Source organism: Xanthomonas euroxanthea, from assembly GCF_900476395.1.
Taxonomy (GTDB): Bacteria; Pseudomonadota; Gammaproteobacteria; order Xanthomonadales; family Xanthomonadaceae; genus Xanthomonas; species Xanthomonas euroxanthea.
In genome coordinates this window covers 1516972-1541388 of the sequence record NZ_UIHB01000001.1, presented here as the reverse complement: position 1 = coordinate 1541388, position 24417 = coordinate 1516972, and the positions used below count along the sequence as shown (strand labels likewise).

19 protein-coding genes are annotated in these 24417 nt (G+C 65.7%); 6 read left to right on the top strand and 13 right to left on the bottom strand.

The window, feature by feature from the left end; translation table 11 throughout:
* Positions 1 to 574 precede the first annotated feature (574 nt).
* The 5 genes from mmsB to CPBF1521_RS06770 form a co-directional block, all read right to left on the bottom strand.
* Complete coding sequence (gene mmsB / locus CPBF1521_RS06790) at positions 575 to 1462, bottom strand: 3-hydroxyisobutyrate dehydrogenase (protein WP_115676406.1); 888 nt, start codon at positions 1460 to 1462, stop codon at positions 575 to 577.
* 173 nt (positions 1463 to 1635) lie between these two features.
* Positions 1636 to 2823 (bottom strand): enoyl-CoA hydratase/isomerase family protein, encoded by a 1188-nt coding sequence (locus CPBF1521_RS06785; RefSeq protein WP_370659366.1) that lies wholly within the window; start codon positions 2821 to 2823, stop codon positions 1636 to 1638.
* The gene (locus CPBF1521_RS06780; RefSeq protein WP_115676405.1) at positions 2808 to 3605 is read right to left on the bottom strand and encodes an enoyl-CoA hydratase; all 798 of its coding nucleotides are present in this window, start codon (positions 3603 to 3605) and stop codon (positions 2808 to 2810) included. Before CPBF1521_RS06780 ends, CPBF1521_RS06785 begins: the two co-directional genes overlap by 16 nt.
* Entirely contained in the window at positions 3602 to 4783 is a 1182-nt protein-coding gene (locus CPBF1521_RS06775; RefSeq protein ID WP_115676404.1) for an acyl-CoA dehydrogenase family protein, read from the bottom strand. The genes CPBF1521_RS06780 and CPBF1521_RS06775 overlap by 4 nt, the downstream gene beginning before the upstream one ends.
* A gap of 10 nt (positions 4784 to 4793) precedes the next feature.
* Complete coding sequence (locus tag CPBF1521_RS06770; protein ID WP_104585518.1) at positions 4794 to 6299, bottom strand: CoA-acylating methylmalonate-semialdehyde dehydrogenase; 1506 nt, start codon at positions 6297 to 6299, stop codon at positions 4794 to 4796.
* 123 nt (positions 6300 to 6422) lie between these two features.
* On the opposite strand from CPBF1521_RS06770, the gene CPBF1521_RS06765 reads away from it, so the two are divergent.
* The 4 genes from CPBF1521_RS06765 to galA all read left to right on the top strand — a co-directional run bounded on the left by CPBF1521_RS06765 (position 6423) and on the right by galA (position 14795).
* A complete protein-coding gene (locus tag CPBF1521_RS06765) occupies positions 6423 to 7808 on the top strand; it encodes a short-chain fatty acyl-CoA regulator family protein (protein ID WP_115676403.1) in 1386 nt (461 codons plus the stop codon).
* A gap of 369 nt (positions 7809 to 8177) precedes the next feature.
* Positions 8178 to 10862: a TonB-dependent receptor gene (locus tag CPBF1521_RS06760; protein WP_104650516.1), complete on the top strand. Its 2685-nt coding sequence runs from the start codon at positions 8178 to 8180 to the stop codon at positions 10860 to 10862.
* A gap of 157 nt (positions 10863 to 11019) precedes the next feature.
* Complete coding sequence (locus tag CPBF1521_RS06755; RefSeq protein WP_115676402.1) at positions 11020 to 12231, top strand: glycoside hydrolase family 53 protein; 1212 nt, start codon at positions 11020 to 11022, stop codon at positions 12229 to 12231.
* Positions 12228 to 14795: a beta-galactosidase GalA gene (gene galA / locus CPBF1521_RS06750; protein WP_115676401.1), complete on the top strand. Its 2568-nt coding sequence runs from the start codon at positions 12228 to 12230 to the stop codon at positions 14793 to 14795. Before CPBF1521_RS06755 ends, galA begins: the two co-directional genes overlap by 4 nt.
* A 191-nt stretch (positions 14796 to 14986) precedes the next feature.
* On the opposite strand, the gene CPBF1521_RS06745 is transcribed toward galA, so the two are convergent.
* The 4 genes from CPBF1521_RS06745 to poxB all read right to left on the bottom strand — a co-directional run bounded on the left by CPBF1521_RS06745 (position 14987) and on the right by poxB (position 17891).
* Positions 14987 to 15292, bottom strand: coding sequence for a hypothetical protein (locus CPBF1521_RS06745; protein WP_016903192.1), 306 nt, complete (start codon positions 15290 to 15292; stop codon positions 14987 to 14989).
* 129 nt (positions 15293 to 15421) lie between these two features.
* A complete protein-coding gene (locus tag CPBF1521_RS21465) occupies positions 15422 to 15589 on the bottom strand; it encodes a hypothetical protein (protein WP_181901115.1) in 168 nt (55 codons plus the stop codon).
* A gap of 45 nt (positions 15590 to 15634) precedes the next feature.
* Complete coding sequence (locus tag CPBF1521_RS06740) at positions 15635 to 16171, bottom strand: FUSC family protein (protein WP_181901114.1); 537 nt, start codon at positions 16169 to 16171, stop codon at positions 15635 to 15637.
* Positions 16172 to 16178: 7 nt separating this feature from the next.
* Positions 16179 to 17891: a ubiquinone-dependent pyruvate dehydrogenase gene (gene poxB / locus CPBF1521_RS06735; protein WP_201798620.1), complete on the bottom strand. Its 1713-nt coding sequence runs from the start codon at positions 17889 to 17891 to the stop codon at positions 16179 to 16181.
* Between the two features lie 96 nt (positions 17892 to 17987).
* On the opposite strand from poxB, the gene CPBF1521_RS06730 reads away from it, so the two are divergent.
* Entirely contained in the window at positions 17988 to 18905 is a 918-nt protein-coding gene (locus CPBF1521_RS06730) for a LysR family transcriptional regulator (protein ID WP_208415327.1), read from the top strand.
* A 78-nt stretch (positions 18906 to 18983) separates the two neighbouring features.
* Here the strand turns inward: CPBF1521_RS06730 and CPBF1521_RS06725 are convergent, their stop codons facing one another.
* The 3 genes from CPBF1521_RS06725 to CPBF1521_RS21630 form a co-directional block, all read right to left on the bottom strand.
* Positions 18984 to 20333 carry an acyl-CoA thioesterase/bile acid-CoA:amino acid N-acyltransferase family protein gene (locus CPBF1521_RS06725; RefSeq protein ID WP_126943429.1) on the bottom strand — a complete coding sequence of 450 codons (1350 nt, stop codon included), beginning with the start codon at positions 20331 to 20333 and terminating at the stop codon, positions 18984 to 18986.
* A gap of 65 nt (positions 20334 to 20398) precedes the next feature.
* Complete coding sequence (locus CPBF1521_RS06720) at positions 20399 to 21121, bottom strand: LytR/AlgR family response regulator transcription factor (RefSeq protein ID WP_235858404.1); 723 nt, start codon at positions 21119 to 21121, stop codon at positions 20399 to 20401.
* Positions 21118 to 22203, bottom strand: a complete 1086-nt coding sequence (locus tag CPBF1521_RS21630) for a sensor histidine kinase (RefSeq protein ID WP_115676397.1) — start codon at positions 22201 to 22203, stop codon at positions 21118 to 21120. The genes CPBF1521_RS06720 and CPBF1521_RS21630 overlap by 4 nt, the downstream gene beginning before the upstream one ends.
* Positions 22204 to 22536: 333 nt before the next feature.
* On the opposite strand from CPBF1521_RS21630, the gene CPBF1521_RS06710 reads away from it, so the two are divergent.
* Entirely contained in the window at positions 22537 to 23493 is a 957-nt protein-coding gene (locus tag CPBF1521_RS06710; protein WP_115676396.1) for a GAF domain-containing protein, read from the top strand.
* Between the two features lie 215 nt (positions 23494 to 23708).
* Here CPBF1521_RS06710 and CPBF1521_RS21770 read toward each other — a convergent pair whose 3' ends face one another.
* On the bottom strand, positions 23709 to 24242 hold the full coding sequence (locus CPBF1521_RS21770; protein ID WP_321186582.1) for a hypothetical protein: 534 nt from the start codon (positions 24240 to 24242) through the stop codon (positions 23709 to 23711).
* Positions 24243 to 24417: the final 175 nt, after the last annotated feature.

The window sequence follows — 24417 nt, the reverse complement described above, 5'->3', positions numbered from 1 at the left end:
AAGGACGTACTTGCGGCGTGTCCCGCGATGGTGGGCGGGCAAGGGCCCTGCGGCAAAACCACAGCGTCGAGGGCGCGGCGCCCTCACCGCTCGCGGGACACGCCGTGAACCCATCCCGGGGGCTCGGTGGCGGCATCCATGCCGTCACACGGTCCCGCAACCGGCAAGGACACCGCACCAGACAGTTGGTCGACGCTCATCTGAAAAGCTGCTTGTCGTGCGGTGCGCATCAGACCCGGAGCCGATGCTTCATGATCGAGCAAGGCGCATCCAGCGCTGCTCTTGCCATGCACACCGACCCTCTCCACTGGCCCTTGCCCGCCTACCGTCGCGGGACCCTGAGCGGCATGGATGCCGCGCCGGAGCCTACAGGGACGTACTTGCGGCGTGTCCCGCGAGGGTGGGCGGGCAAGGGCCGTGCAGCCAGCTCGCAGCGTCGAGGGCGCGGCGCCCTCATCGCTCGCGGGACACGCCGTAAACCCATCCCTGGGGCTCGGTGGCGGCATCCATGCCACCACACGGTCCCGCAACCGGCAAGGACACCGCACCAGCGTAGACGCTTTGTTAGCCGCTCTCAAACCTTGGCCACCAGCTTGATCACGCTGGAAAAATCCAGCGCGCCGTTGCCGGCCTGGCTGTTCATCGCATACAGATTGCGCGCCAGCTCGCCGAGCGGAATCGACACGCCCGCCTGCACTGCGGATTCGGCGACCAGCCCCAGGTCCTTGAGCATCAGATCGTTGCCGAATCCGCCGCTGTAACCGCGCGATGCCGGCGCGTTGGGCAGCACGCCCGGCCACGGATTGCAGACTTCGGTGGCCCAGCTGCGCCCGGTGCTGACCGCCATCATCTGCGACAGCACCGCGGGGTCCAGGCCCTGTGCAACGCCGAGCGCCAGCGCCTCGCCGGTGGCGGCCATGATCACGCCCAGTGCCATGTTGTTGCACAGTTTGGCGACCTGGCCGGCGCCGTTGTCGCCGACGTGGAAGATGTTTTTGCCCATCGCCTGCAACACCGGCCGCGCACGCTCCAGCACCTCTGCAGCGCCACCGACGATAAACGTCAGGCTGCCGGCCGCCGCGCCAGCGGTACCGCCGGACACCGGCGCATCCAGCATCGCCAGGCCACGCGCCTGCGCCTCGGCGGCCAGCTTGCGTGCGCTGGCCGGTGCGATGGTGCTGCAGTCGATCACCAGGGCAGCGGCAGGAATCTGCGCCAGGATGCCGGCCTCGCCCAGGTACAGCGCTTCGACATGGCGGCTGGCCGGCAACATCGAGATCACGATCTCGGCGTCGGCCAGGGTGTCGTGTGCGGAGCTGGCGGCATGCGCGCCGGCGGCGACCGCGGCGTCCAGCGCGGCGGGCACCAGATCGAACACCCGCAGTTGGTGCCCGGCCTTGCTCAGGTTGGCGGCCATCGGCCCGCCCATGTTGCCCAGGCCGATAAAAGCGATCTTGCTCATGGTGTGGTTTCCAGAGTTGGGTGGCCATCACCGATTGGCGCGGCCGTTGAATGGTGTGCCCGGCCGCAGCGCAGCGCGGCAAACGGGCGCAATGGCATCCCTCGGTCCTGCAGTGCGGATGCGGCTCATTGTCCGCATCCGCCAAAGACCGTTCGCAGCGGCGTGTCAGCGACTCAACGTGCACCAAGATCGGCAAGCGGATGCCGTGCAGCCGGCCAGGGCGATTGCAAGAATGCAGCCGCCCATTGCGCATCGGCCTGTTCCAGTTCGGCAGGCTGCCACTGTGGCGTGCGGTCCTTGTCGATCAACAGCGCGCGAATGCCTTCGGCAAAATCGCCGTGGGCGGCCGCATGCAGCGCCACCACGTACTCGGTGCGAAAGGTGTCCGCCAACGTGCTGGTTTCCGGATGATGGTGCAGCTCCCAGGCCAGGCGCGCCGAGCCGGGGGCACCGGCTGCCAGCGTTGCGCGCGCGGCCTGCAGCCAGGCGTCCTCGCTTTGCAGTGCCAGGATTGCAGCGACCACCTCCTGTAGCGTCCGGCCTGCCACCAATTGCGCGATCAAGGCCGCATGCACCTGCAGTGGGCCCGGCTCCAGCGGTTGCGCAATCCCGTGCAGGAACGCGCCGAGCTGGGCGCGATCCTCATCTGCATCGCCTGTCCAGGCATGCGCGCTCAAGGCTTCCAGCACTGGCGCGTGCTGCGCATGCTCCAGGCGAACATCCGCAAGCCCGGCGTAGATGGCATCGCTGGCATCCAGCGGCGCACCGGTCAGTGCCAGAAACAACCCGGCAGCGTGCGGCACCCGGCGCAGCAACCAGCTGCCACCGACATCGGGAAACAGGCCGACACTGATCTCCGGCATCGCCAGCCGCGAGCGCTCGGTGACCACGCGATGGCTGGCACCGGACATCAAGCCGATGCCGCCGCCCATCACGATGCCATGGCCCCAGCACAGCAGCGGCTTGGGATAGGTGTGGATGCGATGGTCGAGCCGATATTCCTCTTCGAAGAACGCAGCGGCATGCGCATTGGCTTGCGGCTGCGCACGGCGCTGCTGCGCATCCGGCACCGCCTCGCGATGCGCACGCATGCTCTGGTACAGACCATGCAGGTCGCCGCCCGCGCAGAACGCTTTCTCGCCTGCGCCACGCAATACCACGCAGGCAACTTGCGCATCGTCGGCCCAGGCGCGCAGCTGTGCATCCAGCAGGCGCGTCATCTGCAACGACAGGCCGTTGAGCGTCCTGGGCGAATTCAAGGTGGCGATGCCGATGCGGTGCCCGTCGGCGCAATGACGTTGCTCGAACAGCACCGGCGCGTCTTCGGTTGGGCGCACATCCAGCATCAGCCATTGCTCCACTGCGGTGCGCGCTTCTCCAGAAAGGCTGCCACTCCCTCGGCCTGATCGGGCTGCTCGAACAGGTCGACGAAGGCCTCGCGCTCTGCCACCAGCGCGGCGGCATGGGTGCCATGGCGGGTGGACTGCACCAGGCGCTTGCACGCTGCGACACTGGCCGGACTTTGCTTGCCGGCGCGCTGTGCCCAGGCGATGGCCTGCGCACGTGACTCGCCCTTGCCGACCACCTCTTCCACCAGGCCGATCCGCTGTGCAGTGGCGGCATCCAGACGTTCGCCGAGCAGGATCATGCGCTTGGCCCAGCCCTCGCCAACCAGGCGCGGCAGGTTCTGGGTACCGCCGGCGCACGGCAGCAACCCGACGCTGGCTTCCGGCAAGGCCAGTTGCGCGTGTTGCTCGGCAATGCGCAGGTCGCAGGCCAGTGCGCACTCCAGGCCACCGCCCATCGCATAGCCGTTGATGGCCGCGATCGACACGCCGCGAAACGCGCTCAGCGCTTCGAAGGCTTCGCCGAAGCGCCGCGCCGCGGCGCGCGCATTGGCCTTGTCGCCATCGGCAAACTGCTTGAGATCGGCGCCGGCGCTGAAGAACTTCTCGCCGTCGCCGGTGATCACCAGCGCGTAGATGCTGCGGTCCGCATCCAGCGCGTGCACCAGATCGCGCAGGGCTGCAAGGCTGTGCACGGTCCAGGTATTGGCCGGCGGATTGCACAAGGTGACGATGGCGACATGGCCATCGCGTTCGACCTGCAAGCCGGTATGCGCGCGTGTTTCCCAATCGCTCATCGCAGTTCCTCCTCGCCATTGAGCAGGTGGCGCGCAATGATCATGCGCATCACCTCGTTGGTGCCTTCCAGGATACGGTGCACGCGGCTGTCGCGCAGCAGGCGCTCGATCGGATACTCGCGGATATAGCCGTAGCCGCCGTGGATCTGCAGGGCATCGTCGCAGATCGCAAAACCGGCATCGGTGGCGAAGCGCTTGGCCATCGCGCACCACACGGTGGCATCGTGGCTGCCGGCATCGAGCTTGCGCGCAGCGGTGTGCACCATCTGCCGGGCGGCAACCAACTGCGTGGCCATGTCGGCCAGCTTGAACTGCAGGGCCTGGAAATCGGCCAGCTTCTTGCCGAACTGACGGCGCTCGCCCATGTAGCGACGCGCGGCATCCAGCGCGCCTTGCGCCGCGCCCAACGAACAGGCCGCGATATTGATGCGGCCACCGTCCAGCGCCTTCATCGCCATCTTGAAGCCCTCGCCTTCCCTGCCGAGCAGGTGGCCGGCCGGAATGCGCACGTTCTCGAAGCTCACCCCGCGCGTGGGCTGGCTGTTCCAACCCATCTTCTCTTCCTTGCGGCCGTAGCTGATGCCGGGCGCATCGGCAGGCACCACGAAGGCGCTGATGCCACGGGCGCCGTCGTCGCCGGTGCGGGCCATTACCACCAGCACATCGGTGGCGCCCGCGCCGGAAATGAAGGCCTTGCTGCCGTTGAGCACGTAGCTGTCGCCATCGCGCTGTGCGCGGGTCTTGAGCGAGGCCGCGTCCGAGCCGGCGCCCGGCTCGGTCAGGCAGTACGAGCCCAGCTTGACGCCGCTGGTCATCGCCTCGCCCCATTGCGCGCGCACCGCGTCATTACCGTAGCTGGCGATCAACCAGGTGGCCATGTTGTGGATGCTGATGAACGCCGACGTGGATGGATCGACCGTGGCCAGTTCCTCGAACACCACCGCAGCATCGAGACGGCGCATGCCCAGGCCGCCCACGCCTTCATCGGTATACAGCCCGCAAAAGCCCAGCTCGGCCGCCTTGGCGATGGCCTCGCGCGGGAAGTGGCTTTCCGCATCCCAGCGCGCGGCGTGCGGGGCGAGTTCCTTGTCGGCGAAGTCGCGCGCGGCGGCGCGGAACGCTTCCTGCTCGTCATTCAAATCGGCCGTATTGGCGTGTAGCTGGATGGCTGCATTCATGGCGATCAGGTCACTTGAGGGAGATGGTGGTGTTGACGCCGTGGCCCAGCGTCTCGTCGTCGAACCAGCGCGCGGTCACGGTCTTGGTCTGGGTGTAGAACATCACCACCTGCTTGCCGTACGGGCCCAGGTCGCCGAGCTTGGAGGCGCGCGAGCCGGTGAAGGAAAACAGCGGCACCGGCACCGGAATCGGCACGTTGATGCCGACCTGGCCCACATCGATGTCCTCCTGGAAACGCCGCGCCGCCGCGCCGGACTGGGTGAACAACGCGGTGCCATTGCCGTTGGGATTGGCATTGACCAGGGCGATGGCGTCATCCAGCGTGGCGGCCTCCAGGATCACCAGCACCGGGCCGAAGATTTCCTCGTCGTAGATGCGCATGCCGGGTCTGACCCCGGAAAAGATCGTCGGGCCGACGAAGTTGCCTTGCTCGAACCCCGGCACGCTGGGCGCGCGACCATCCAGTTCCAGCGTGGCGCCCTGCTCCACGCCGGAGGCGATCAGGCCTTCCACGCGTGCGCGCGCGGCGCAGGAGATCAGCGGCCCGACCTCCGTGCCCGGCGCATTGCCCGCGCCCAGCTTCAGGCCCTTGGCCTTGGCCACCAGCGCCGGAATCCACTGCCGTGCCTCGCCTACCAGCACCAGCGTGGAGGCCGCCATGCAGCGCTGGCCGGCAGCACCGAAGGCCGCGCCGACCATCGCGTTGAGCGTCTGTTCCTGGTTGGCGTCCGGCAGCACCACGGCATGATTCTTCGCACCCATCATGCATTGCACGCGCTTGCCTGCCAGCGCGGCGCGTTGATAGACGTGCGTGCCCACCTTGGTGGAGCCCACGAACGACAGCGCCTTGATGTCCGGGTGGTCGCACAACGCGTTGACCACGTCTTCGCCGCCATGCACGACATTGAGCACGCCCTTGGGAATGCCTGCCTCCAGCGCCAGTTCCACCAGCCGCATCGTCACCATCGGGTCCTGCTCGGATGGCTTGAGCACGAAGGTGTTGCCGGTGGCAATGGCCATCGGAAACATCCACAACGGAATCATGGCCGGGAAGTTGAACGGGGTGATGCCCGCGCACACGCCCAGCGGCTGCAGCAGGCTATAGGTGTCCACGCCGTTGGCGACGTTGTTGGCCAGCTCGCCCAGCTGCAGGTTGCCGATCGCCGCAGCGTGTTCCACCACTTCCAGCCCACGGAACACATCGCCCTCGGCATCGGCCAGGGTCTTGCCCTGCTCGGCACTCAGCAACGCGGCCAGCTCGGGCAGGTGCTCGCGGATCAACTGCTGGTACTTCAGAAAGATGCGCGCACGCGTGCCGATCGGGGTCTTGCGCCAGCTCACGAACGCCTGGCTGGCCGCAGCCACCGCCGCGTCCACTTCGCCGGTGGTGGCGAACGGCACCTGCGCCAGCACGGATTGATCGGCCGGGTTGACCACCTCCTGCCACTGGGTGCTGGCGGAGGTGACGAACTGGCCGTCGATCAACAGGGACACGCGCGGGACGGAATCACTCATTGCAGGTTCGCTCGCAGAAGATCAGTGCAGATGCTTCGCATTGTTCGCACCACGACCTGGCTTTCCCAGCCCGAGACTGCTTAATCGCGCTAAGCTGCCGCCACTCTTTTGCGAATCTTGCGAATGCCCCAGTCGCAGCTCCCGCTCCGTCACCAGCTCGGCCTGCGCCTGCAGCGGCTGCGCCAGCGCCACGGCCTGACCCAGGCCGAGCTGGCGCGCCGGCTCGGCCTGTCGCCGAGCTACCTCAACCAGATCGAACGCAACCAGCGCCCCTTGACCCTGGCGATCCAGCAACGGCTCAAGGCCACCCTGGGCGATCTCGACGGCCTGCTCGACCTGGACGACCCGGCCGCGCTGGTCGAGCCGCTGGACGAATCGCTGCGCAGCCTGGGCCACAGCCTGTCGGCCGCCGAGCTGCGTGTGCTCACCGGCAATCTGCCGCAGGTGGCCCAGGCCCTGCTGGACCTGCACCGCGCCCACCAGCACCTGCTCGAGCGCAACGCCGCGCTGGAAATACAGATCGGCGCCGACCACGCCGCGCTGCCCTCGCTGTCGCCGGGCGAGCAGGTGCGTGACTACTTCAATCGCGCGCACAACTATCTGCCGGAACTGGATGAGCGCGCCGAGGCGCTGTACGCCGAACTCGGCCTGACCTCGGACAACCTGCCGCTGCGGCTGCGCCAACGCCTGGCCGACCGCCACGGCCTGCTGGTGCAGGACGCGCCCGATCTGCACAGCGACAAGCGCAGCGTGGATACGCAGGCGCGCGTGCTGTGGCTGCCGGCGCATCTGCGCCCCGGCCAGCAGGCCTTCCAGATGGCCGCGCAACTGGCCTTGCTGGAATGCGCACCGCTGCTGGACGCACGCATCGCCGATGCCGGCTTCGAGGATGCCGAGCGCATTGCACTCTCGCGCATTGGCTTGTCGAACTATTTCGCCGGCGCCCTGGTGATGCCGTACGGCGAATTCCTGCGCAGCGCCCAGCGCTCGCGCTACGACATCGAATGGCTGGCCGACCGCTTCGGCGTCGGCTTCGAGGCGGTCTGCCACCGGCTCAGCACCTTGCAGCGCCGCGGCGCGGCCGGGCTGCCGATCTTCTTCATGCGGGTCGATCGTGCCGGCAATGTGTCCAAGCGCCATTCGGCCACCGACTTCCATTTCTCGCATGTCGGCGGCGCCTGCCCGCTGTGGATCGTCTACGAGGCCTTCAACCAGCCCGACCGCATCCTCACCCAGATCGCGCGCATGCCCGATGGCCGGCGCTATTTCTGGCTGGCGCGCCAGGTCAGCAGCGGCGCGCCGGGCTATGGCCGCCCGCGCAAGACCTTTGCGCTGGCGATGGGGTGCGACCTGCGCCATGCCGATCAGCTGGTGTATGCGCGCGGCTGGGACCTGGATGCGGTGGACGATGCGGTACCGATCGGCCCCGGCTGCCTGACCTGCGAACGCAACGACTGCGTGCAGCGCGCATTTCCGGCATTGCCGCGGTTGTCTGCCAGCGCACGCTGACCGGGGAGCAGGGCCCGTCGCATCGACCAGGCACGTCATTGCCCGGCACCTGCAACTCACGCCGCAACGGTGACGAACCAGACGCTACCGCTGCAGTGCAGCATTCCAACGCGAGATAGCTCACGCAAAATGCTTCATTGGAATGGAATGACTTGCGCTTCTACCCTGAAGCGGACACATGCAGGACAGGGGGACGCCAGGGCGATCGACGATCGTCACAGCGTCACGCAAACGACCAATCGGCTCCACACCGCAATACCGCAGCAACCGCCATGCCCGCGCCGGACGCACCCGCGCGCAGCCGCGCCAGAGCGCCGCACCAGCGGCCACTATTTCATTCGGTAACTTTGTCCTGGGAGGGATCAAACGATGCCCGTTCACCACACCGGCCACCCGGCCAGCCGGCGCCTGCGCCGCACACCCGTGCGCGACGTCCTCTGCACCACCATCGCCTGCGTGCTGGCCACCGCCTTCAGTGCGCACGCGCAGGACAGCGCGCCTGCCGCAGCGCCGGCCACCGACACCAGCACCGCGGCTGCGCCGCCGGTCACGCTCGACAACGTCACCGTGATCGGCCAGCGCGCCAGCCTGAATCAGGCGGTGCAGGCCAAGCAGATGTCCGATCACGTCATGGAAGTGATCTCCGCAGACAACATGGGGCAGATGCCCAACGTCACCGTGGCCGAAGCGCTGGTGCGCCTGCCCGGCGTCAACGGCACCCGCGACCGCGGCAACGAGAGCCTGGCCACCGTGCGCGGCCTTGGCCCGCGCATGACCATGGGCACCGTCAACGGACGCGAGATCGCCTCCTCCGAGCCCAATCGCGCGGTGCGCTGGGAAGTGTTTCCCACCGAGATCGTCTCCACCGTCAAGGTCTACAAGACCCAGTCGGCGGACCTGGTCGCCGGCGGTCTCGCGGCAACGGTGGACATCTCCACCATCAGCCCGCTGGACTACACCGGCCCGGGCTTTGTCGGCACCGCCGGCCCGGTGTTCTACGACCACGCCAAGGACGTGGATGGCTACACCCCGTGGGGCAGCCGCTTCGGCGCCAGCTGGGTGCACCAGATCAACGACAACCTGGCCGTTGCGCTGGGCGCCACCTACCAGAAGCAGAAGAATTCCAACTCCTCGATCGGCAGCTGGGGTTATACCGATGCCACCACCTCACGCGATGTGGATGGCGACGGGACCGTGGACCCGACTCCGTTCGGCGCGGCCGACCAGCTCAAGCTGACCGACCAGACCCGCACCGGTGCGATGGGCACCGTGCAATGGCGCTCGGGCAACTTCGAATTGAAGTTCGACGGCCTGTACTCGCGCATCGAGATCGACGAAGACCAGTTGCAGAACTGGTTCAACGGCCTGGCTTACAGCACCTTCTCGACCGGCGCCAATCCGTACACCACGCCGGGCTCGTCCTACACCATCGTCGATGGCGACGTGGTGGCCGGCACGCTGGCCAATTCGAACCTGCAGGTCGACCATGTGGTCAGCCACTACAACGAGGTCAAGACGCTCACCGCCGGCGGCCTGAACGCCAAGTGGAGCGGCGATGTGTGGACGCTGGGCAGCGACCTGTCGTTCTCTCAGGCCAAGCGCGACAACACCTGGCAGGCGGTGCGCTTCGGCAGCAACCCGGACACCGTCTCGTTCGATTTCCGCCGCAGCGTCACCCCCACCATCCGCACCAGCTCGGATACGCCCGAATGGGGCATCGCCGGCCAGACCGAGCCGCAGGGGCTGCGCGACAAGATCGCCGCGCTGGCGCTCAACGCCAGCCGCTCGATCGATGCAGCCGCCTTCACTTCGCTGGAGTTCGGCGCACGTGCCGCGCGCCGCGAGAAGCAGAACCGCCGCTTCATCAGCAACCAGTCCGGCTATGACCAGCCGATCTCGGCCTATCAAGGCCTGATCTACCCGGTCACCATGCCGGACTTGAACGTGCCCACGCTGACCGGCGGCAACATGGATGCCATCGCCGAGATCGGCTTCGGCGGTTTCGACCCGGCCACGCTCAACGAGCAGTTGCTGGACCACTGGAACGTCAAGGAAGACGTGCGCGAAGCCTTCGCCAAGGCGGTCTTCAGCTCGCAGCTGTTCGGCACCGATGTCACCGGCAATATCGGCGTGCGCCTGGTCAATACCAAGACCACCAGCGATGGCTTCGATTCGGTCGGCACCACCGTGCAGGCCAGCAGCGACCGCAAGGAATACACCGACGTGTTGCCCAGTGCCACCGTCAACTTCCTGATCGACGATCAACGCATCCTGCGCTTTGCGGTGGCCAAGGTCATCGCGCGTCCGCCGCTGGACGAGTTACGCACCGGCCGGCGCCTGGACGACCCCAACGTCACCATCGGCCAGCTCACCGGCAGCGGCGGCAACCCGCAGCTGGATCCGTTCAAGGCCACCCAGGTCGACCTGTCCTACGAGTGGTACTTCCACAAGGAAGCGCTCGCCGCACTGGCCGTGTACCGCAAGGAAGTGGATTCCAGCATCGGCTACCGTACCGACCGCGAAATCATCAACGGCCTGGACTACCTGGTCAGCGCCCCGTTCAATGGCGGCGGTGGGCATATCAACGGCGTGGAACTCACCTTCCAGACGCCGTTCTACTTCATTCCGCACATGGAAAACTTCGGCGTCTACTCCAACTTCTCGCTGGTCGATTCCAACCTCAAGGAGTTCTCGCCAGAGAACAACCCGCTGCCGTTGAGCGGGCTGGCACGCAAGACCGGCACCTTCGACCTGTGGTACAGCAACGGCAGCTTCGAAGCCCGCGTGGGTTACAAGTACCACAGCCCCTACACCGTGGTGTATGGCTGGAATGCGGCGCGCCTGGCACGGCTGCAGAGCGAAGGCACGGTGGATCTGAGCCTGAACTGGCAGTACAGCAAGCAGCTCGGCTTCCGCTTCCAGGCCGGCAACCTCACCAACGAACCGCTGCGCGCCTATACCGACAACAAGCCCAACCGCCTGGCCAACCAGGACGACGGCGGCTACCAGGTGTTTGGCCGTCGCTACTCGCTGGAAGCGACCTACAAGTTCTAGGCGCCACCGACACCGCTGCTTTACGACCGCTCCACAGCTGCGGTCGGTGCGCAACCGTCTCCGTCAGCAGCGGTGCGATTGCGCACCGACCGCACGACGGCACCGCCGCCTGCGGCAGGCTGTCACCCGCTCCGCGCTCTATCTGTCGAGGAATTGCATGCGCTCCACACGTCGCCTCTGGACACCCGCGCTGCTCGCGCTGGCCATCTCCACCTTCGCACACGCCGCCCCGGCCCCCGCCACGCTGTATCTGGGCGCGGACCTGTCCTACGTCAACGAGATGGAGGAATGCGGCGTGCAATACCGCGAGAACGGCGTGGTCAAGGACCCATTCGAACTCTTCCATGCGCATGGCGCCAACCTGGTGCGCGTGCGGTTGTGGAACGACGCCCGCTGGACCCGCTACAGCGACCTGTCCGACGTCAAGAAGACCATCGCGCGCGCACGTGCGCAGGGTATGCAGGTGCTGCTGGACCTGCACTATTCCGACGACTGGGCCGATGGCGAAAAACAGCTGATTCCCAAGGCCTGGGCCAGCATCACCGATACCGATGAACTGGCGCGCACGCTGTACGGTTTCACCTATGACACGCTCAGCGCGCTCGACCGTGCCGGCCTGATGCCGGAGCTGGTGCAGGTGGGCAACGAAAGCAATTCCGATCTGATGGACAGCCAGCCGTGGGACAAGCAGCGCCCCATCGACTGGCAGCGCAACGCCAAGCTGTTCAACGCCGGCATCAAGGCAGTGCGCGACATCGGCGCACGCTCGGCCATCAAGCCGCGGGTGATGCTGCATATCGCCCAGCCGGAAAATGTGGAGCCGTGGTTTGCCGCCGCCACCGAGGCCGGCGTCACCGACTACGACCTGATCGGCATCAGCTACTACCGCAAATGGTCGACCCAGTCGATGGCCGAGCTGGGCAAGACCATCAAGCGCCTGCGCGGCCGATACGACGCCGACGTGGTGGTGGTGGAAACCGCCTATCCGTGGACGCTGGAGTCCGGCGACACCTCGCACAACCTGCTCGGCGAGGATTCGCTGATTGCCGGCTACCCGGCCACCCCGCAGGGCCAGTTCCACTATATGGTCGACCTCACCCAGCTGGTGATCGACACCGGCGGCGCCGGCGTCGTGTACTGGGAGCCGGCATGGACCAGCAGCAGCTGCAAGACGCGCTGGGGCACCGGCTCGTCGTGGGAAAACGCCAGCTTCTTCGACTTCAAGCATGGCAACGACGTGCTGCCGGCGATCGACTTCATGCGCCACCCGTATACCGGCGTGCCGGCGTCCGGTCAGCCCGCAGCAGCCAAGCCTGCGCCGATCACCCCAGGCAAGCCCACCGACGCCGGCAGGAGGACCCAGCCATGACCGGCATCAATCGCCGCGAGCTGCTGCGCGGCATGCTCGCCAGCGGCGTAAGCGCCGCACTTCCGGTCGGTACGGCCGGTGCGTTGCTGCCCAGCATTGCCGCTGCAGCACCAGCTGCAGGTAACCCCGCCACGCCGCCTGCCGCGTTCGGCGATGCAGCCCTGGCACCGCGCAAACGGCTGCTGTTCGACTTCGGCTGGCGCTTCCATCTGGGCCATGCCAGCGACCCAGCGCGCGACTTCGAGTTCGGCACCTTCCAGCGCAGCTTCGCCAAGGCGGGCAAGGACACCGCCACCGCCGCGCAACTCGGCTTCGACGACAGTGGCTGGGAACTGCTGGATCTGCCGCACGACTGGGCGGTCACCCTGCCCTTCCGGCAGGAACCGATCTCGGCCACCATCACCGAGGAAGATCCAGCCGCCGCGCACGGCTACAAGCCGCTGGGCACCAGCTTTCCGGAAACCAGCGTGGGCTGGTATCGCCGCGTGCTGCAGATTCCCGCAGACGATCTGGGCAAGCGCATCAGCCTAGTGTTCGACGGTGTGTTCCGCGACTGCATCGTGTTCTGCAATGGCCACATCGTCGGGCGCAACGCCAGCGGCTATTGCGGCTTCGAGGTCGACCTCAGCGAGGTGCTCGACTACGGCAAGCCCAACCTGATTGCGGTGCGCGTGGATGCCACGCTGGGCGAAGGCTGGTTCTACGAAGGCGCCGGCATCTATCGCCATCTGTGGTTGCACAAGACCGACCCGCTGCATCTGCCGCAGGACGGCGTGTTCGTGCGCAGCACGCTGCAAGGCACCACCGCCATCGCGCAACTGTCCACCGAGGTGCGCAACGACGGCAGCGCCCCGCGCCAGTGCACGGTGCAGGCGCGCGTGACCGCGCCGGATGGACGCGTCGTCGCACAGGCAGCCAGTACCGCGGTCACCGTTGCACCCGGCCAGGTGCACCTCGTCGAACAGACCCTGCCGCTCGGCGAAGCGGCGCTATGGTCGATCGACACCCCGCAGCTCTACCGCCTGACCACCAGCGTGCACAGCGATGGCAAGGCGGTGGATGCGCTGGTCACCCCGTTCGGCGTGCGCACGGCCGTCTTCGATGCACAACGCGGCTTCCTGTTGAACGGTGCGCCACTCAAGCTGCACGGCACCAACAATCACCAGGACCACGCCGGCGTCGGCACCGCCATCCCCGACAGCCTGCACGAATGGCGCCTGCGCCAGCTCAAGTCGATGGGCTGCAACGCCTACCGCAGCTCGCACAATCCGGCCACACCCGAACTGCTCGCCCTCTGCGATCGGCTCGGCATGTTGGTGATCGAAGAGACCCGCCGCATGTCCACCGACCCCGAAGCCATGGGCGAGCTGGAGACAATGGTGCGGCGCGGGCGCAATCATCCCAGCGTGATCCTGTGGTCGCTCGGCAACGAAGAGCCGCAGCAGGTCACCGAGCGCGGCGCGCGCATCGTCAGCCGCATGCAGCAACGCGTGCGCCAGCTCGATCCCACCCGCCCCACCACCTTCGCCATGGACAAGGGCTTTGGCGATGGCGTTGGCCAGGTCGTCGATGTGGTCGGCTTCAACTACCGCACCAGTCAGATGGATGGCTTCCACGCGCAATATCCGCACATTCCGATCTACGGCAGCGAAACCGGCAGCACCGTGTCGGTGCGCGGTAACTACCAGCGCGACGACGCGCGCGGCTACACCCGCGCCTACGACACCGACCACCCATGGTGGGCCAGCACCGCCGAAGCCTGGTGGAGCTATGTCGCGCAGCGCCCGTATATCGCTGGCGGCTTCATCTGGACCGGCTTCGATTACCGCGGCGAACCCACGCCCTATAACCGCTGGCCGAATGTCGCCTCGCAGTTCGGCGTGCTCGACAGCTGCGGGTTTCCCAAGGACAACTACTGGTACTACCGCGCGCAATGGACCAGCGAACCGGTGCTGCATCTGTTCCCGCACTGGAACTGGGACGGCCTGTTGCAGCCCGATGACAAGGGCCGCGTCCAGGTCTGGTGCCACAGCAATCTAGAAGCGGTGGAACTTCTGGTCAACGGCGTCAGCCAGGGCCTGCAGCAGGTGCCGGCCTATGGCCATGTCGAATGGCGCGTGGCCTACGCACCGGGCGTGATCGAGGCACGCGGCTATCGCGGCGGCAACTTGGTGCTCAGCGAACGCCGCGAGACGGCCGGCAAGCCGGCAGCGATCCGCCTGAGCTGCGACCGCAATGCAGTGCGCGCCGATGCCGAAGACGTGGCGGTGGTCAAGGTGGAGATCGTCGATGCGCAGGGCCGCCTGGTGCCGACCGCCGACAACCTGGTGCAGTTCGCGCTGCGCGGGCCTGCGCGGTTGATCGGCGTGGGCAACGGCGACCCCGCCAGCCATGAGGATGATAAGGCGCCGCAACGCAAGGCCTTCAATGGACTGTGTGCGGCCCTGCTGCAGAGCACGCGCAGCGCCGGCAGCATCGTCTTGCAGGCCACCGCACCCGGCCTTGCCGCTGCCACCCTGCGCCTGGATGCCGACAAGGCCAAACTGCGCGCATCGGTGGCCTGACGCAGGCCGCAGCAGCGGCTGCAGTGATTATCAGGAACCATGTCAGCACCAACCGACCGCAGGGCCGGGAGCCATGACCGGCTCCCGGCACAGTCAGTCGTCTGCGCCCGCGTGCGCAAGCGACATGCAGTGGTCACACCCGCCCGGCCCATCGCCGCTAGATCGCGCGACTGGACCACTGGCGGGCGGGTTCACGCATCCGTGCTCCCTGCATCCGGCGCACGCGGAAAGTAGCGGCTGAGCTTTTCTTCCCACGCCTGGAACTGCTCAAGCGTGTAGGCATCCATCGGCCGTGGATCGGCGGCGACCGCCTTTTTCTGCGCCACATACGCGATGCGCTGGGACGACAGCTCGTCCCACGCCTTGCGCAGCATCACCGGATCGGGATGCGAGACCATCATCGCCTCCAGCAGCGTGGCCTGCGCCACGCGTGCGGCCAGCAGGTCGCTGAGCGCCTCGGTCACGGCCTGCATCCACTCTTGCTGTTTCTGTTCCATACCCGACCGGACCGCCTGCGTGATGTGCCCCACACGGTAGCGCCTCCGCTGGCACGGCCATGTGCAGCCATCATCGGCCCGGTGCCGGCGAACACGCCTCCCCGGTGTCGCGGCGCGCGCGGGCCCGCCTCACGCAGGTCTTGCATATCGCGACGAACGCGCAAGCAGGACCCAACGCGACAACGTCACGCTCACTTCCGCCAGCAGCGACGATAAACGCAATCCCTCGGTCTCCAGGCAGCGCCCGACGTCCGCATCATAGGTGCGGCCATTGTCGGAGGCGATGCCGCTCGACATCCCGCGCTCATTCACCGGACCATGGGGGGCGCTGCGCGCACGCCGTCATTGCCGACCATGATCGAAGATCCGGCGGATAACGGCCTCGGCCATGACATGCAGCAGCGCACCGGTGATGCCCCCGAGAAGAACCTCGGTGCCGCGATAGACACCGACCAGAAAATAGGAGCGTTCCGGGTCTTCAGTCAGAAACACGATGGGGCACGTCCACATGCACACCCGCAGAGGCGGATAAAGACGCGCGACCGCTGCCGCAAGCCCGACGGACATGGCGACTTTGGCGGCGATGTCGATCTCCAATGATGTGGTCAACGTCCCGACCGTCACCGCGATGGCCACGCCAACCAGCGTGCCGAGCAGACGGCTCACTGTTGCGTCGCGTGTTTCACCCAGCCTCTCCTGGGAGACGATGATGCCGGACATTGCCGCCCAAACCGGATGGGGGAGCCCGACAGCCTGCCCGAGCATGAAGGACACGGTCGCCGCCCCCGAGCAGCGCAGCACGAACGCGACATCGCGGGCGTGCTTCTCGGCCCGCGACTGGACGATTTCGGCTCGGTCGTCTGGATCTGCCAGGCCCATCATCCGATCAGAACCTCAGGTTGGTGCGGGCAAGATCGACCACCTCGTCACCACGTCCGTTGATGAGCGCTTTCAGCATGAAGAGGCTGAAGCCTTTGGCCTGCTCGAGCTGGATCTTTGGCGGCATCACGAGTTCCTGCTTGGCAGTCACCACGTCCACCAGCACCGGCCCGGGGTGGGCAAAGGCCGTGCGCAGCGCATCGTCGACATCGTCCGATTGCTCCACCCGTATGCCCTTGACACCCATCGCCGTCGCCATGGCGGCGAAATCGGGATTCTTCAGGTCTGTGCCCGTGTCCAGATACCCGCCGGCCTTCATTTCCATTGCCACAAAGCCCAGCGAGCCGTTATTGATGACGATCACTTTCACCGGCAGCCCGAGCTGAGACAGGGAAATGAAGTCGCCCATCATCATGGAAAATCCGCCGTCGCCTGAGAGCGACACCACCTGCCGCTCCGGCGCGGCCGCCTGTGCTCCGATGGCCTGGAGCAACGCATTGGCCATTGATCCATGGTTGAATGAACCGAGCAGGCGGCGCTTGCCGTTCATGGCCAGATAGCGTGCCGCCCAAACCGTCGGCGTGCCGACGTCCGCGGTGAAGATGGCATCTTGCGCTGCGAGCTCGCTGATACGGCGAACAAGATACTGGGGATGGATCGGCCTTCCTGGCGGCGATGCAACGGCAAGATCGTCCAGTCCCTTGCGCGCCTGCGCGTAGTGCTGGCGCGCCGACTCCAGGAAGGCACGATCCGTGCGCTGGTTCAACAGCGGCAGGAGGGCTGCGAGCGTCTCCCCCACATCGCCGACCAGCCCTTGCGTCAGCGCAACGCGCTTACCGAGGGCGCCGGGGTCACGATCGATCTGAAGCACCTGCGTGCCGTTGGGATAAAAGGCGCGATAGGGAAAGTCCGTGCCCAGCATCAACAGCGTGTCGCTCGACAGCATCGCGTGATAGCCGGAGGAGAAGCCGATCAGCCCCGTCATGCCGACATCGTAGGGATTGTCCCACTCGACATGTTCCTTGCCGCGGAGCGCATGCACGATTGGCGCGTTCAGCTTGGCCGCCAGCGCAACCAGGGCATCGTGACTGCCCGCGCATCCGCTGCCGGCGAGAATGGTGACGGTCCTGGCGGCATTCAATCGCTCCGCCAGTGTTTCGATTTCGCTGACGGCGGGAAGTGTGCGCGCGGGTTTGGGCAGTGCGGCATTCAAGGGGGCGATCGCCGGGGCGGGCAGCAGCGCCACATCGCCGGGGATGACGAGCACTGAGACACCGTGACGGCCGATGGCGGTGTTTAGCGCCCGATGCAGCAGTCCGGGCATCTGCGCGGGGTTGGAGACCAGCTCGATGAAGTCGGCACACTCGCGAAACAGTTCCTGCGGATGGGTTTCCTGGAAATAGCCCGATCCGACCTCCGACGATGGAATGTGCGCGGCGATCGCCAGCACGGGAACATGATTGCGCTTGCAGTCAAACAGGCCGTTGATCAGATGCAGGTTGCCCGGCCCGCAACTGCCGGCGCAGACCGCGAGTTGTCCGGTGATCGCCGCTTCCGCGCCAGCGGCAAATGCAGCGGTTTCCTCATGGCGCACATGCATCCAGTCGATCTTGCCGAGCCGGCGCAGGCTGTCGTTGAGGCCGTTGAGGCTGTCACCTGTGACGCCCCAGATCCGTTTCACGCCCGCGTCGGCGAGGGTATTGGCGATCAGGTCGGCGATTGTGAGGGACATGGCGGCGTGGTTCCTTGCATTTCGAAGTGCACGCATCGTAGCTAAGCTTTCAATATATTAAAATCGCGTTTTTGATATCCAGATATGAATAACATCGACCTCCGGCATCTGCGCTACTTCCTCGTTCTCGCGCACGAACTCCACTTCACGCGTGCGGCCCAGAAGATTGGAATCCGGCAACCGCCGCTGAGCATGCAGATCCAACAGTTGGAAGACATTGTCGGTGCGCGGCTTTTTCGTCGCCGGTCACGCGGCGTGGAGCTCACGGCTGCGGGGCGCAGTCTGCAACTGTCGGCAACCGAAATCTTTGCGCGGCTGGACGCTGCCCTGGCCGACGCGCGGCGTCATGGCGAGGGGCAAGCCGGGCAGTTGCGTGTCGGCTTTGCTGGCGCAACCTATTTCAACCCCGCCATTCCTGCAGCGATCCAGGCCTTTCGCACCCGGCACCCCGATGTCGTGCTGTCGCCCGAACAGAGCAATACGCCCGCGCTGCTGGCGGGCTTGCGTGACAACAGACTGGATGTGGCATTCATCCGCCCGCCGGTTGACCAGGATGATCGCGTGACGGTGCGCCCCTTCGTGGACGAGGAGATGGTCATCGCCGTTCCAAGCGGCCATCCGCTCGACGGTGAAACGCCGCTCCCCCTGTCTGCCACAGCGGGCGAAACCTTGATCCTGTTTCCTCGCACCATCGGCACGGGGCTTTACGACACCGTGATGGCCGCCTGCCGCGATGCGGGGTTCACCCCTCGCCTGGGACAGGCGGCGTCCCAGATCGCGTCCATCATTCCCATGGTGGCGGCGGGGTTCGGCGTGTCGGTCATTCCGCAATCGGTCAGCCGCATTCAAAACGAAGGCGTCACCTACCGAAGGATCGCTGGCCAGACACTACACGCGCCTATCGCACTGGCCACCCGTGCAGACGACCTTTCTCCACTGGTGTCCGGTTTCGTGGCCGCAGTGCAATTGATCCAGCAGGCCGGAATCCGGACGACAGCGTGAGGCAAGCCTGGACGCTGCGCTGGTTTGTCAGATCGCATGGCCTGATTTGCGATTGCATCGCACACGTGTGCCCATCACTCATCGCTGCAGGGCAGCGCGTAGGAAACGAATGACAGCCGCGCCGCTTTCCCGGTCGGCTCTTGCATACCCCTGAGGGCTGCCTCCGACCTGAAGATGAGGACCCAACTCATGCCGGTAGGTTGTTGGCTGCCACAGCGGCGAGATCAGATGCCCCGCATCGCTGAAATAGAGGATCTGATCGGGCTGCTTGCGCGCGTGCTGGGCCAGGTAACGCTTTGCCACCGCCGCCATCTGGCCGGAAAGACCCAGTTGGTCGTCCCCTGCCGCGACAAGCATCAGCGGGCCGTTGATCCTTTCAAGGGGCAACATTGCGGCCTTCAATGCCGCCTGGGCCTGCAAATCCGTGTCGTCCAGCCAGGAGGCGCCCGCACGGTAGGGCAGGAATGGCAGGTCCTTCCCTGCAAGGGTCAAGCCGGGCTTGTCGACGGCATGGAAGTCAGCCGGCTCGACGTCTCGCTGGATGCCCCGAAAGGGCGCCGGGCTTCCCACCAGCGAAACCACGGCGTGGAGTCGCTGATCATGCGATGCCGCCGCCATCGCAATGGTTCCGCCCCATGAGCCGCCCAGCACTCCAATCCCGGATGGGTCGACGTAGCGTTGCTTCTGTAGCCAATCCACGGCCACCGAGACAGGATCGATCGGCACCCGCACGAGATCCTTGGGCAATCCAGGCAAGCGATAGTAGCCAACGGACATCGCCACAAACCCATGCGATGCCAGCCAGGCGGCATACATGTCTGCACTGTCGATCCCCCCCTCGGAACCACCCAGGGTAATGACGGCGGGATGGCGGCGTCCGTCCACCAACGCACTTCTGGGCGCGTAAACGTGGGCAACGAGTCCGGGGGAATGCACCGCGAATGCCGAGACGCCTTCACCATCGATCCATCGTCGCATCTCGACGGTATCAACTACCCGCCGGGCCAGCACCATCTCCACCGTGAACTGAGCCGGTGCAAACCTGAGATCCGCTTCCCTCCTCCTGATGGGAAAGGGCGAAGGCCTGGCGGGCCCCTCCGGCCGCATCGACCAAAACAATCCCGCCTCATCGACTCCGACGTAGGTTCCCGCTTCCGACGCCGTGCTCGATGGATCCACCCTGCCGTCCAGATCCGCACGGTACAGCGCGCTCGAGCGCCAGAGGTTGCCCTTGGCATCCCTCATGGAGAGCCTGAGTTCCACAGGCTCGGTGGGCCGCATGCCTGAGACGTGCACACCCAGGGGCGCATCTGCGCCGCTGTCCAATGACCAGACGCGAAGATCTGCCGCAGAGGCGGTGTTGCAGCCCAGCAATGCAACAAGGGCGATGGCGAGTCGGTGCATGACGGAAAAATCGGGAAAGGACACCGGGACGATGCGCCCCCCGCACCTGGCTTTGGCTGCGTGTGGCGCGACTCGTGCGTCCGACGACCTCAGTCGTGCAACAGCGGCTGAGACACGGTGGGCAGGCGCGCTTGGAGTTGTCCTCGAAACTGTCGGCTCACCCGCAGTGTTGCGCCGCCTAGAAGCTCCAGTTGAGCATCCTGGTTCCGCGCCGGACGGAGCGCCACGACACGCGTCACATTCACCAGGGACGATCGATGGATACGGACAAATCCATGTGGCTCAAGGCAATCGGCCAGGTTTGCCAGGCTATCGCGGCGCAGATACGTGTCCTTTCCGGCGTGGATACAGACGTAATGGCCCGCCACCTCGACATAGTCAATCTGCGCCGGTTCCAGGTAGACGGTGCGATCCCCCACGTCGACGGCCAGGCGGGCCGTCTGCGCACCCTTGCCGTCGATGCGCTGCCGCACGCGGCGTATCGCAAGCTGCAGGCGTTTGGGATCCACCGGCTTGAGAAGGTAATCCAGTGCCCCGGCGTCGAACGCGCGCACTGCGTGCACGCTGTAGGCGGTGACGAAGACGACATGTGGCACGAGCGTTTCCAGGTGACGCACCAGGTCCAGGCCACTGCCATCGGGCAGGCCGATGTCCAGCAGGACCAGGTCGACATCTCCAAGCCTGGCCCGCACAAGCGCGGCTTCGAGGGTGGCCGCTTCACCGACCACGAGGACATCGGGCTCGGACGCAAGAAAACGCACAAGCCGGTCGCGCGCAAGCGCCACGTCATCGACGACCAGGGTACGAATCACGCTGCCTCCGTCACTACCGGGAGACGGAGCGTTGCGACAAAGCAGGTCGCCTGCCGCTCGGTGGACAACGATGCCGCTGCGCCATGGGTGAGAGCCAATCGCCTCCTCAGGTGATCCAACCCTATGCCCAGCCCCCTGGGCTGATCGCCACCGATCGAGTTCACCACAGTGATCATGAGCTCGGCGTTTTCGACAATGGCCTTCACTTCGATACGAACAAAGCCACCCACCCGTGCTCCGTGCTGGATGGCGTTTTCGAGCAACGGCTGCAATGCCATCGAGGACACCGGGGCATTCCATGCCCGCGGCTCTACATCGATATTGAACGTGATGTCACCAGACAGCACCTGGTGCAACTCGATGAACTCCGCGCTTGCGCCTATCTCTTCCCTTAGCGATACCACGGGCGCGCTTTCCAGCATCGCGCGAAGAAGGTTCGCTACATGGCCAAGCGCAAGGTCCGCCCGAGCAGCGTCACGATAGCCAAGCTCTCCGATCGCATTGAGCGCATTGAAGATGAAGTGCTGATGCAGCCTGGACCGCAGCGCCTGTTCGTTCACTCGGGCCAGCAGCAGCTCTCGCTCACTTCTCAAGACCAGGTGGCCCCAGAGCTGCCCTGCCCCCATGACGACCAAATAAAGGGGAATAGCGAACAGGGTCGTCGCGGTGAGGGCGCCCTGGCCGCCTTGGAGATCACGCCACCCCATGCCCTCGAACCCTGCCAGGTGCAAGAGACCATGGCCAAGCACCCAGCCCAGCACCGTCAACACCGGTATGGCCACCAGGCCGGTCAAGGCGATCAATGCCAGATGACGCGCGCTTCGCCCTGTTCCAATGATCCATCGTCTGGACAGCCAGAGAAGCGTCGGCGTGAGCGCTGCCCAAGGCACGTAGCTTCCCACCAGAAACAGGAAGGCACCGAGCAGGCCCAGAGCACCGCGCGGCTTGTCGGCCAGCGATGTCAGGGCCACCGCGGGAGCGTAGGCCAGCGCGAGCACGAGCCATGGCACGGCGATGCCCGCCCAGTGGAGGCCTACCGGAACCAATGGACGCTTGGCAATCGAAGAAGTGTGTGTCCGCATGGACGGTCATGCTCGGGACGGCGCAGATTACCCCACATCACCGATATCCACGACATGGCGCACCTGGCGCCTTCGCCTGCCCGGCGCCTCTACCGTCGGCGTCGATGTTCCCTGCCACGCCTCGCTTGCGCCCTTGCGGCAGCGGCCTGGCTCGCCCGCTCGCCTCCGCAGTTCACCATCTCGTGGTGGGCAGCGGTCCTGCCGAATGTCGACTTCAGGCCGACCTACGCCAGCCCTGTGGCGGCCTTCCGCCGTTCAGAAAATGGCGCGAGGCCTCGCTATAGCTGGATCCTTTACTGCCGATATCAGATGCATCCCAAACGCTGCCGCTCCATGTCGACCGAACTCAGAACCCAAGTCCCCTTCTCCGGCATGGCAGACACCGCGAGCGAGCTGCTTGAGCGGCTTGCCGAGCTGACGCCGCTGAAAACCTGGGTGCTTGCCGAGGTCAAAAACGATCATTGGATCATCCGTGGCTGCACCGACGCCTCCTTCGGGTTGAAGGTCGACCAGTCCTTGAGCTGGCCCGAGTCGGTGTGCCGCAGCATGATCGTCATGGGCGGCCCCCAGTTCGCCCCAGACCTGCAGAAAGTCGAACACCTGGCCCAATCCGCCGTGGCGACACGGCTGGGTATCGCAAGCTACCTGGGCGTGCCGATTCGAATCCCTGGCAAGGTCGAGGGGATGCTCTGCGGGCTGGACAACCGGGTCGTCGACGACAAACTCGAGCACCTCCTGCCGCTGGTTGAAACCTTTGGACGGGTCCTGGCCGGATCGTGGGCCCAGCACCTGGCCGAGGTGCAACGGCTGCCGGCTGATCCGCAGGTCATGGAAAATGCACAACCGTTGGCCGGCCTCCACGATCTCGGGACGTTCCGTGATGTCCTGCAGGCAGCGGCGGATCATCGCCATCGCAACGAGCAAGGCGGCGTATTGCGCTTTGACGTGGACGCCAACAGCTCGGTAGGCGGCGTCGGGCCAGAGCAGAACGTAGCGAAGGCCATTGCCCTGCTGAAGCAGGCCACCCGCCCCCAGGACAGCCTGGCGCAGCTGGCGCGCGGAGAGTTCGCCCTGTTCCTGCCTGGCAGCAGCGAAGCCGGGTTGGTGTCGGTCGCCCGGCGTATCCAGTCGTCCTTGAACGCAGAGGGGCTCAGCGCGCGATGGGGAGCCAGCTGGTTCAAGGAAATGCAGCAGCTCGACAATATCGATCAGCTCATCAAGGTGGGTCCCCTGCCACGCGCAAATCCGGCCGAAGGCAATGCGCATCCGATCCCGTCGGCCGCCCTGTAGGACCGGGCCAAGCCTTACAGGCCGCGGGCACGGAGCGTTGGCAGCGGCACCGCCATTGGCGGGTCAGGAAAATACTTACAGTCACGTTCGTCTATTGCCGATAGTGGATTGCGCTGTTTTCTTCAATGATGGCGTGTCACCCGGCGAGCATCGACAGCCAATCGTCTGACACTGATGTTGGACGAAGGTAGGTGCCTGCCCATCAAGGAGGATTGCTATTGGGCGTCACCGCAATTCGGCACGTGGGCGATTATCTGCTCACTGCCCACAGCGTTCCGTGCGATGGAAAGTTCCTGCCGGAGCTTCTGATTTCCAGGCCCGGCGGCATCACCTTGCACCGCTGCCAACCTGGAAGCATCGCCTTTGCCGATCAACGCGCCGCGTATGACTACGCCAAACGCTGGATGGCGACCTGCCAGGTGTCGAGCACGGGCTCGGTCAGCGCAGCCTAGCAACGAGCAGGCCTGCGACTGCGTCCTCGCCTGCGGGACGCAGCGCTCGATGCGATCGTTCCATGCCGCCAACTGTTCGAGCGTGTAAACCTCGACCGGCTTCGCCGCTGCCGACAAGGCTTTGCGTTGGGCAACCGTCGCCATCAGGGATGACGACAGGCGGTCCTGGCAGCCAGTCAGCGATGCGGGGGCCGGATGCGAGGCGCGCACCGCCTCGAGCACCGCGCCTTGAGCCGCTCTTGCCGCCTGCAGGTCACTCAGTGCATCCGCCACTGCTGCCATCCATTGCGCGTTCACTGCTCCACCTCTTCCACAGTGCCTAGTCGGAAGTGGATAGCCCTGCCATTGGTGTTATCGCGCATCAGCCATCGACAACCGCCGAACCCTCAACTGCATTGCCTTCCCACGCGCGCAACCGCTCCGCCTGACATGCGTCAGGCGTACCCCGACAGCGCGGACGTTTTCTGAAGGG

Bases quoted from the DNA above. Each gene is read 5' to 3' on its own strand.
- CPBF1521_RS06755 (WP_115676402.1), top strand. From the start codon at position 11,020: ATGCGCTCCACACGTCGCCTCTGGACACCCGCGCTGCTCGCGCTGGCC.
- CPBF1521_RS06765 (WP_115676403.1), top strand. From the start codon at position 6,423: ATGCCCCAGTCGCAGCTCCCGCTCCGTCACCAGCTCGGCCTGCGCCTG.
- CPBF1521_RS06710 (WP_115676396.1), top strand. From the start codon at position 22,537: ATGTCGACCGAACTCAGAACCCAAGTCCCCTTCTCCGGCATGGCAGAC.
- CPBF1521_RS06770 (WP_104585518.1), bottom strand. From the start codon at position 6,299: ATGAGTGATTCCGTCCCGCGCGTGTCCCTGTTGATCGACGGCCAGTTC.
- galA (WP_115676401.1), top strand. From the start codon at position 12,228: ATGACCGGCATCAATCGCCGCGAGCTGCTGCGCGGCATGCTCGCCAGC.
- CPBF1521_RS06740 (WP_181901114.1), bottom strand. From the start codon at position 16,171: ATGGGCCTGGCAGATCCAGACGACCGAGCCGAAATCGTCCAGTCGCGG.
- mmsB (WP_115676406.1), bottom strand. From the start codon at position 1,462: ATGAGCAAGATCGCTTTTATCGGCCTGGGCAACATGGGCGGGCCGATG.
- CPBF1521_RS06745 (WP_016903192.1), bottom strand. From the start codon at position 15,292: ATGGAACAGAAACAGCAAGAGTGGATGCAGGCCGTGACCGAGGCGCTC.
- CPBF1521_RS06760 (WP_104650516.1), top strand. From the start codon at position 8,178: ATGCCCGTTCACCACACCGGCCACCCGGCCAGCCGGCGCCTGCGCCGC.
- CPBF1521_RS21465 (WP_181901115.1), bottom strand. From the start codon at position 15,589: ATGTCGAGCGGCATCGCCTCCGACAATGGCCGCACCTATGATGCGGAC.
- CPBF1521_RS06780 (WP_115676405.1), bottom strand. From the start codon at position 3,605: ATGAGCGATTGGGAAACACGCGCGCATACCGGCTTGCAGGTCGAACGC.
- CPBF1521_RS06775 (WP_115676404.1), bottom strand. From the start codon at position 4,783: ATGAATGCAGCCATCCAGCTACACGCCAATACGGCCGATTTGAATGAC.
- CPBF1521_RS21630 (WP_115676397.1), bottom strand. From the start codon at position 22,203: ATGCGGACACACACTTCTTCGATTGCCAAGCGTCCATTGGTTCCGGTA.
- CPBF1521_RS06730 (WP_208415327.1), top strand. From the start codon at position 17,988: ATGAATAACATCGACCTCCGGCATCTGCGCTACTTCCTCGTTCTCGCG.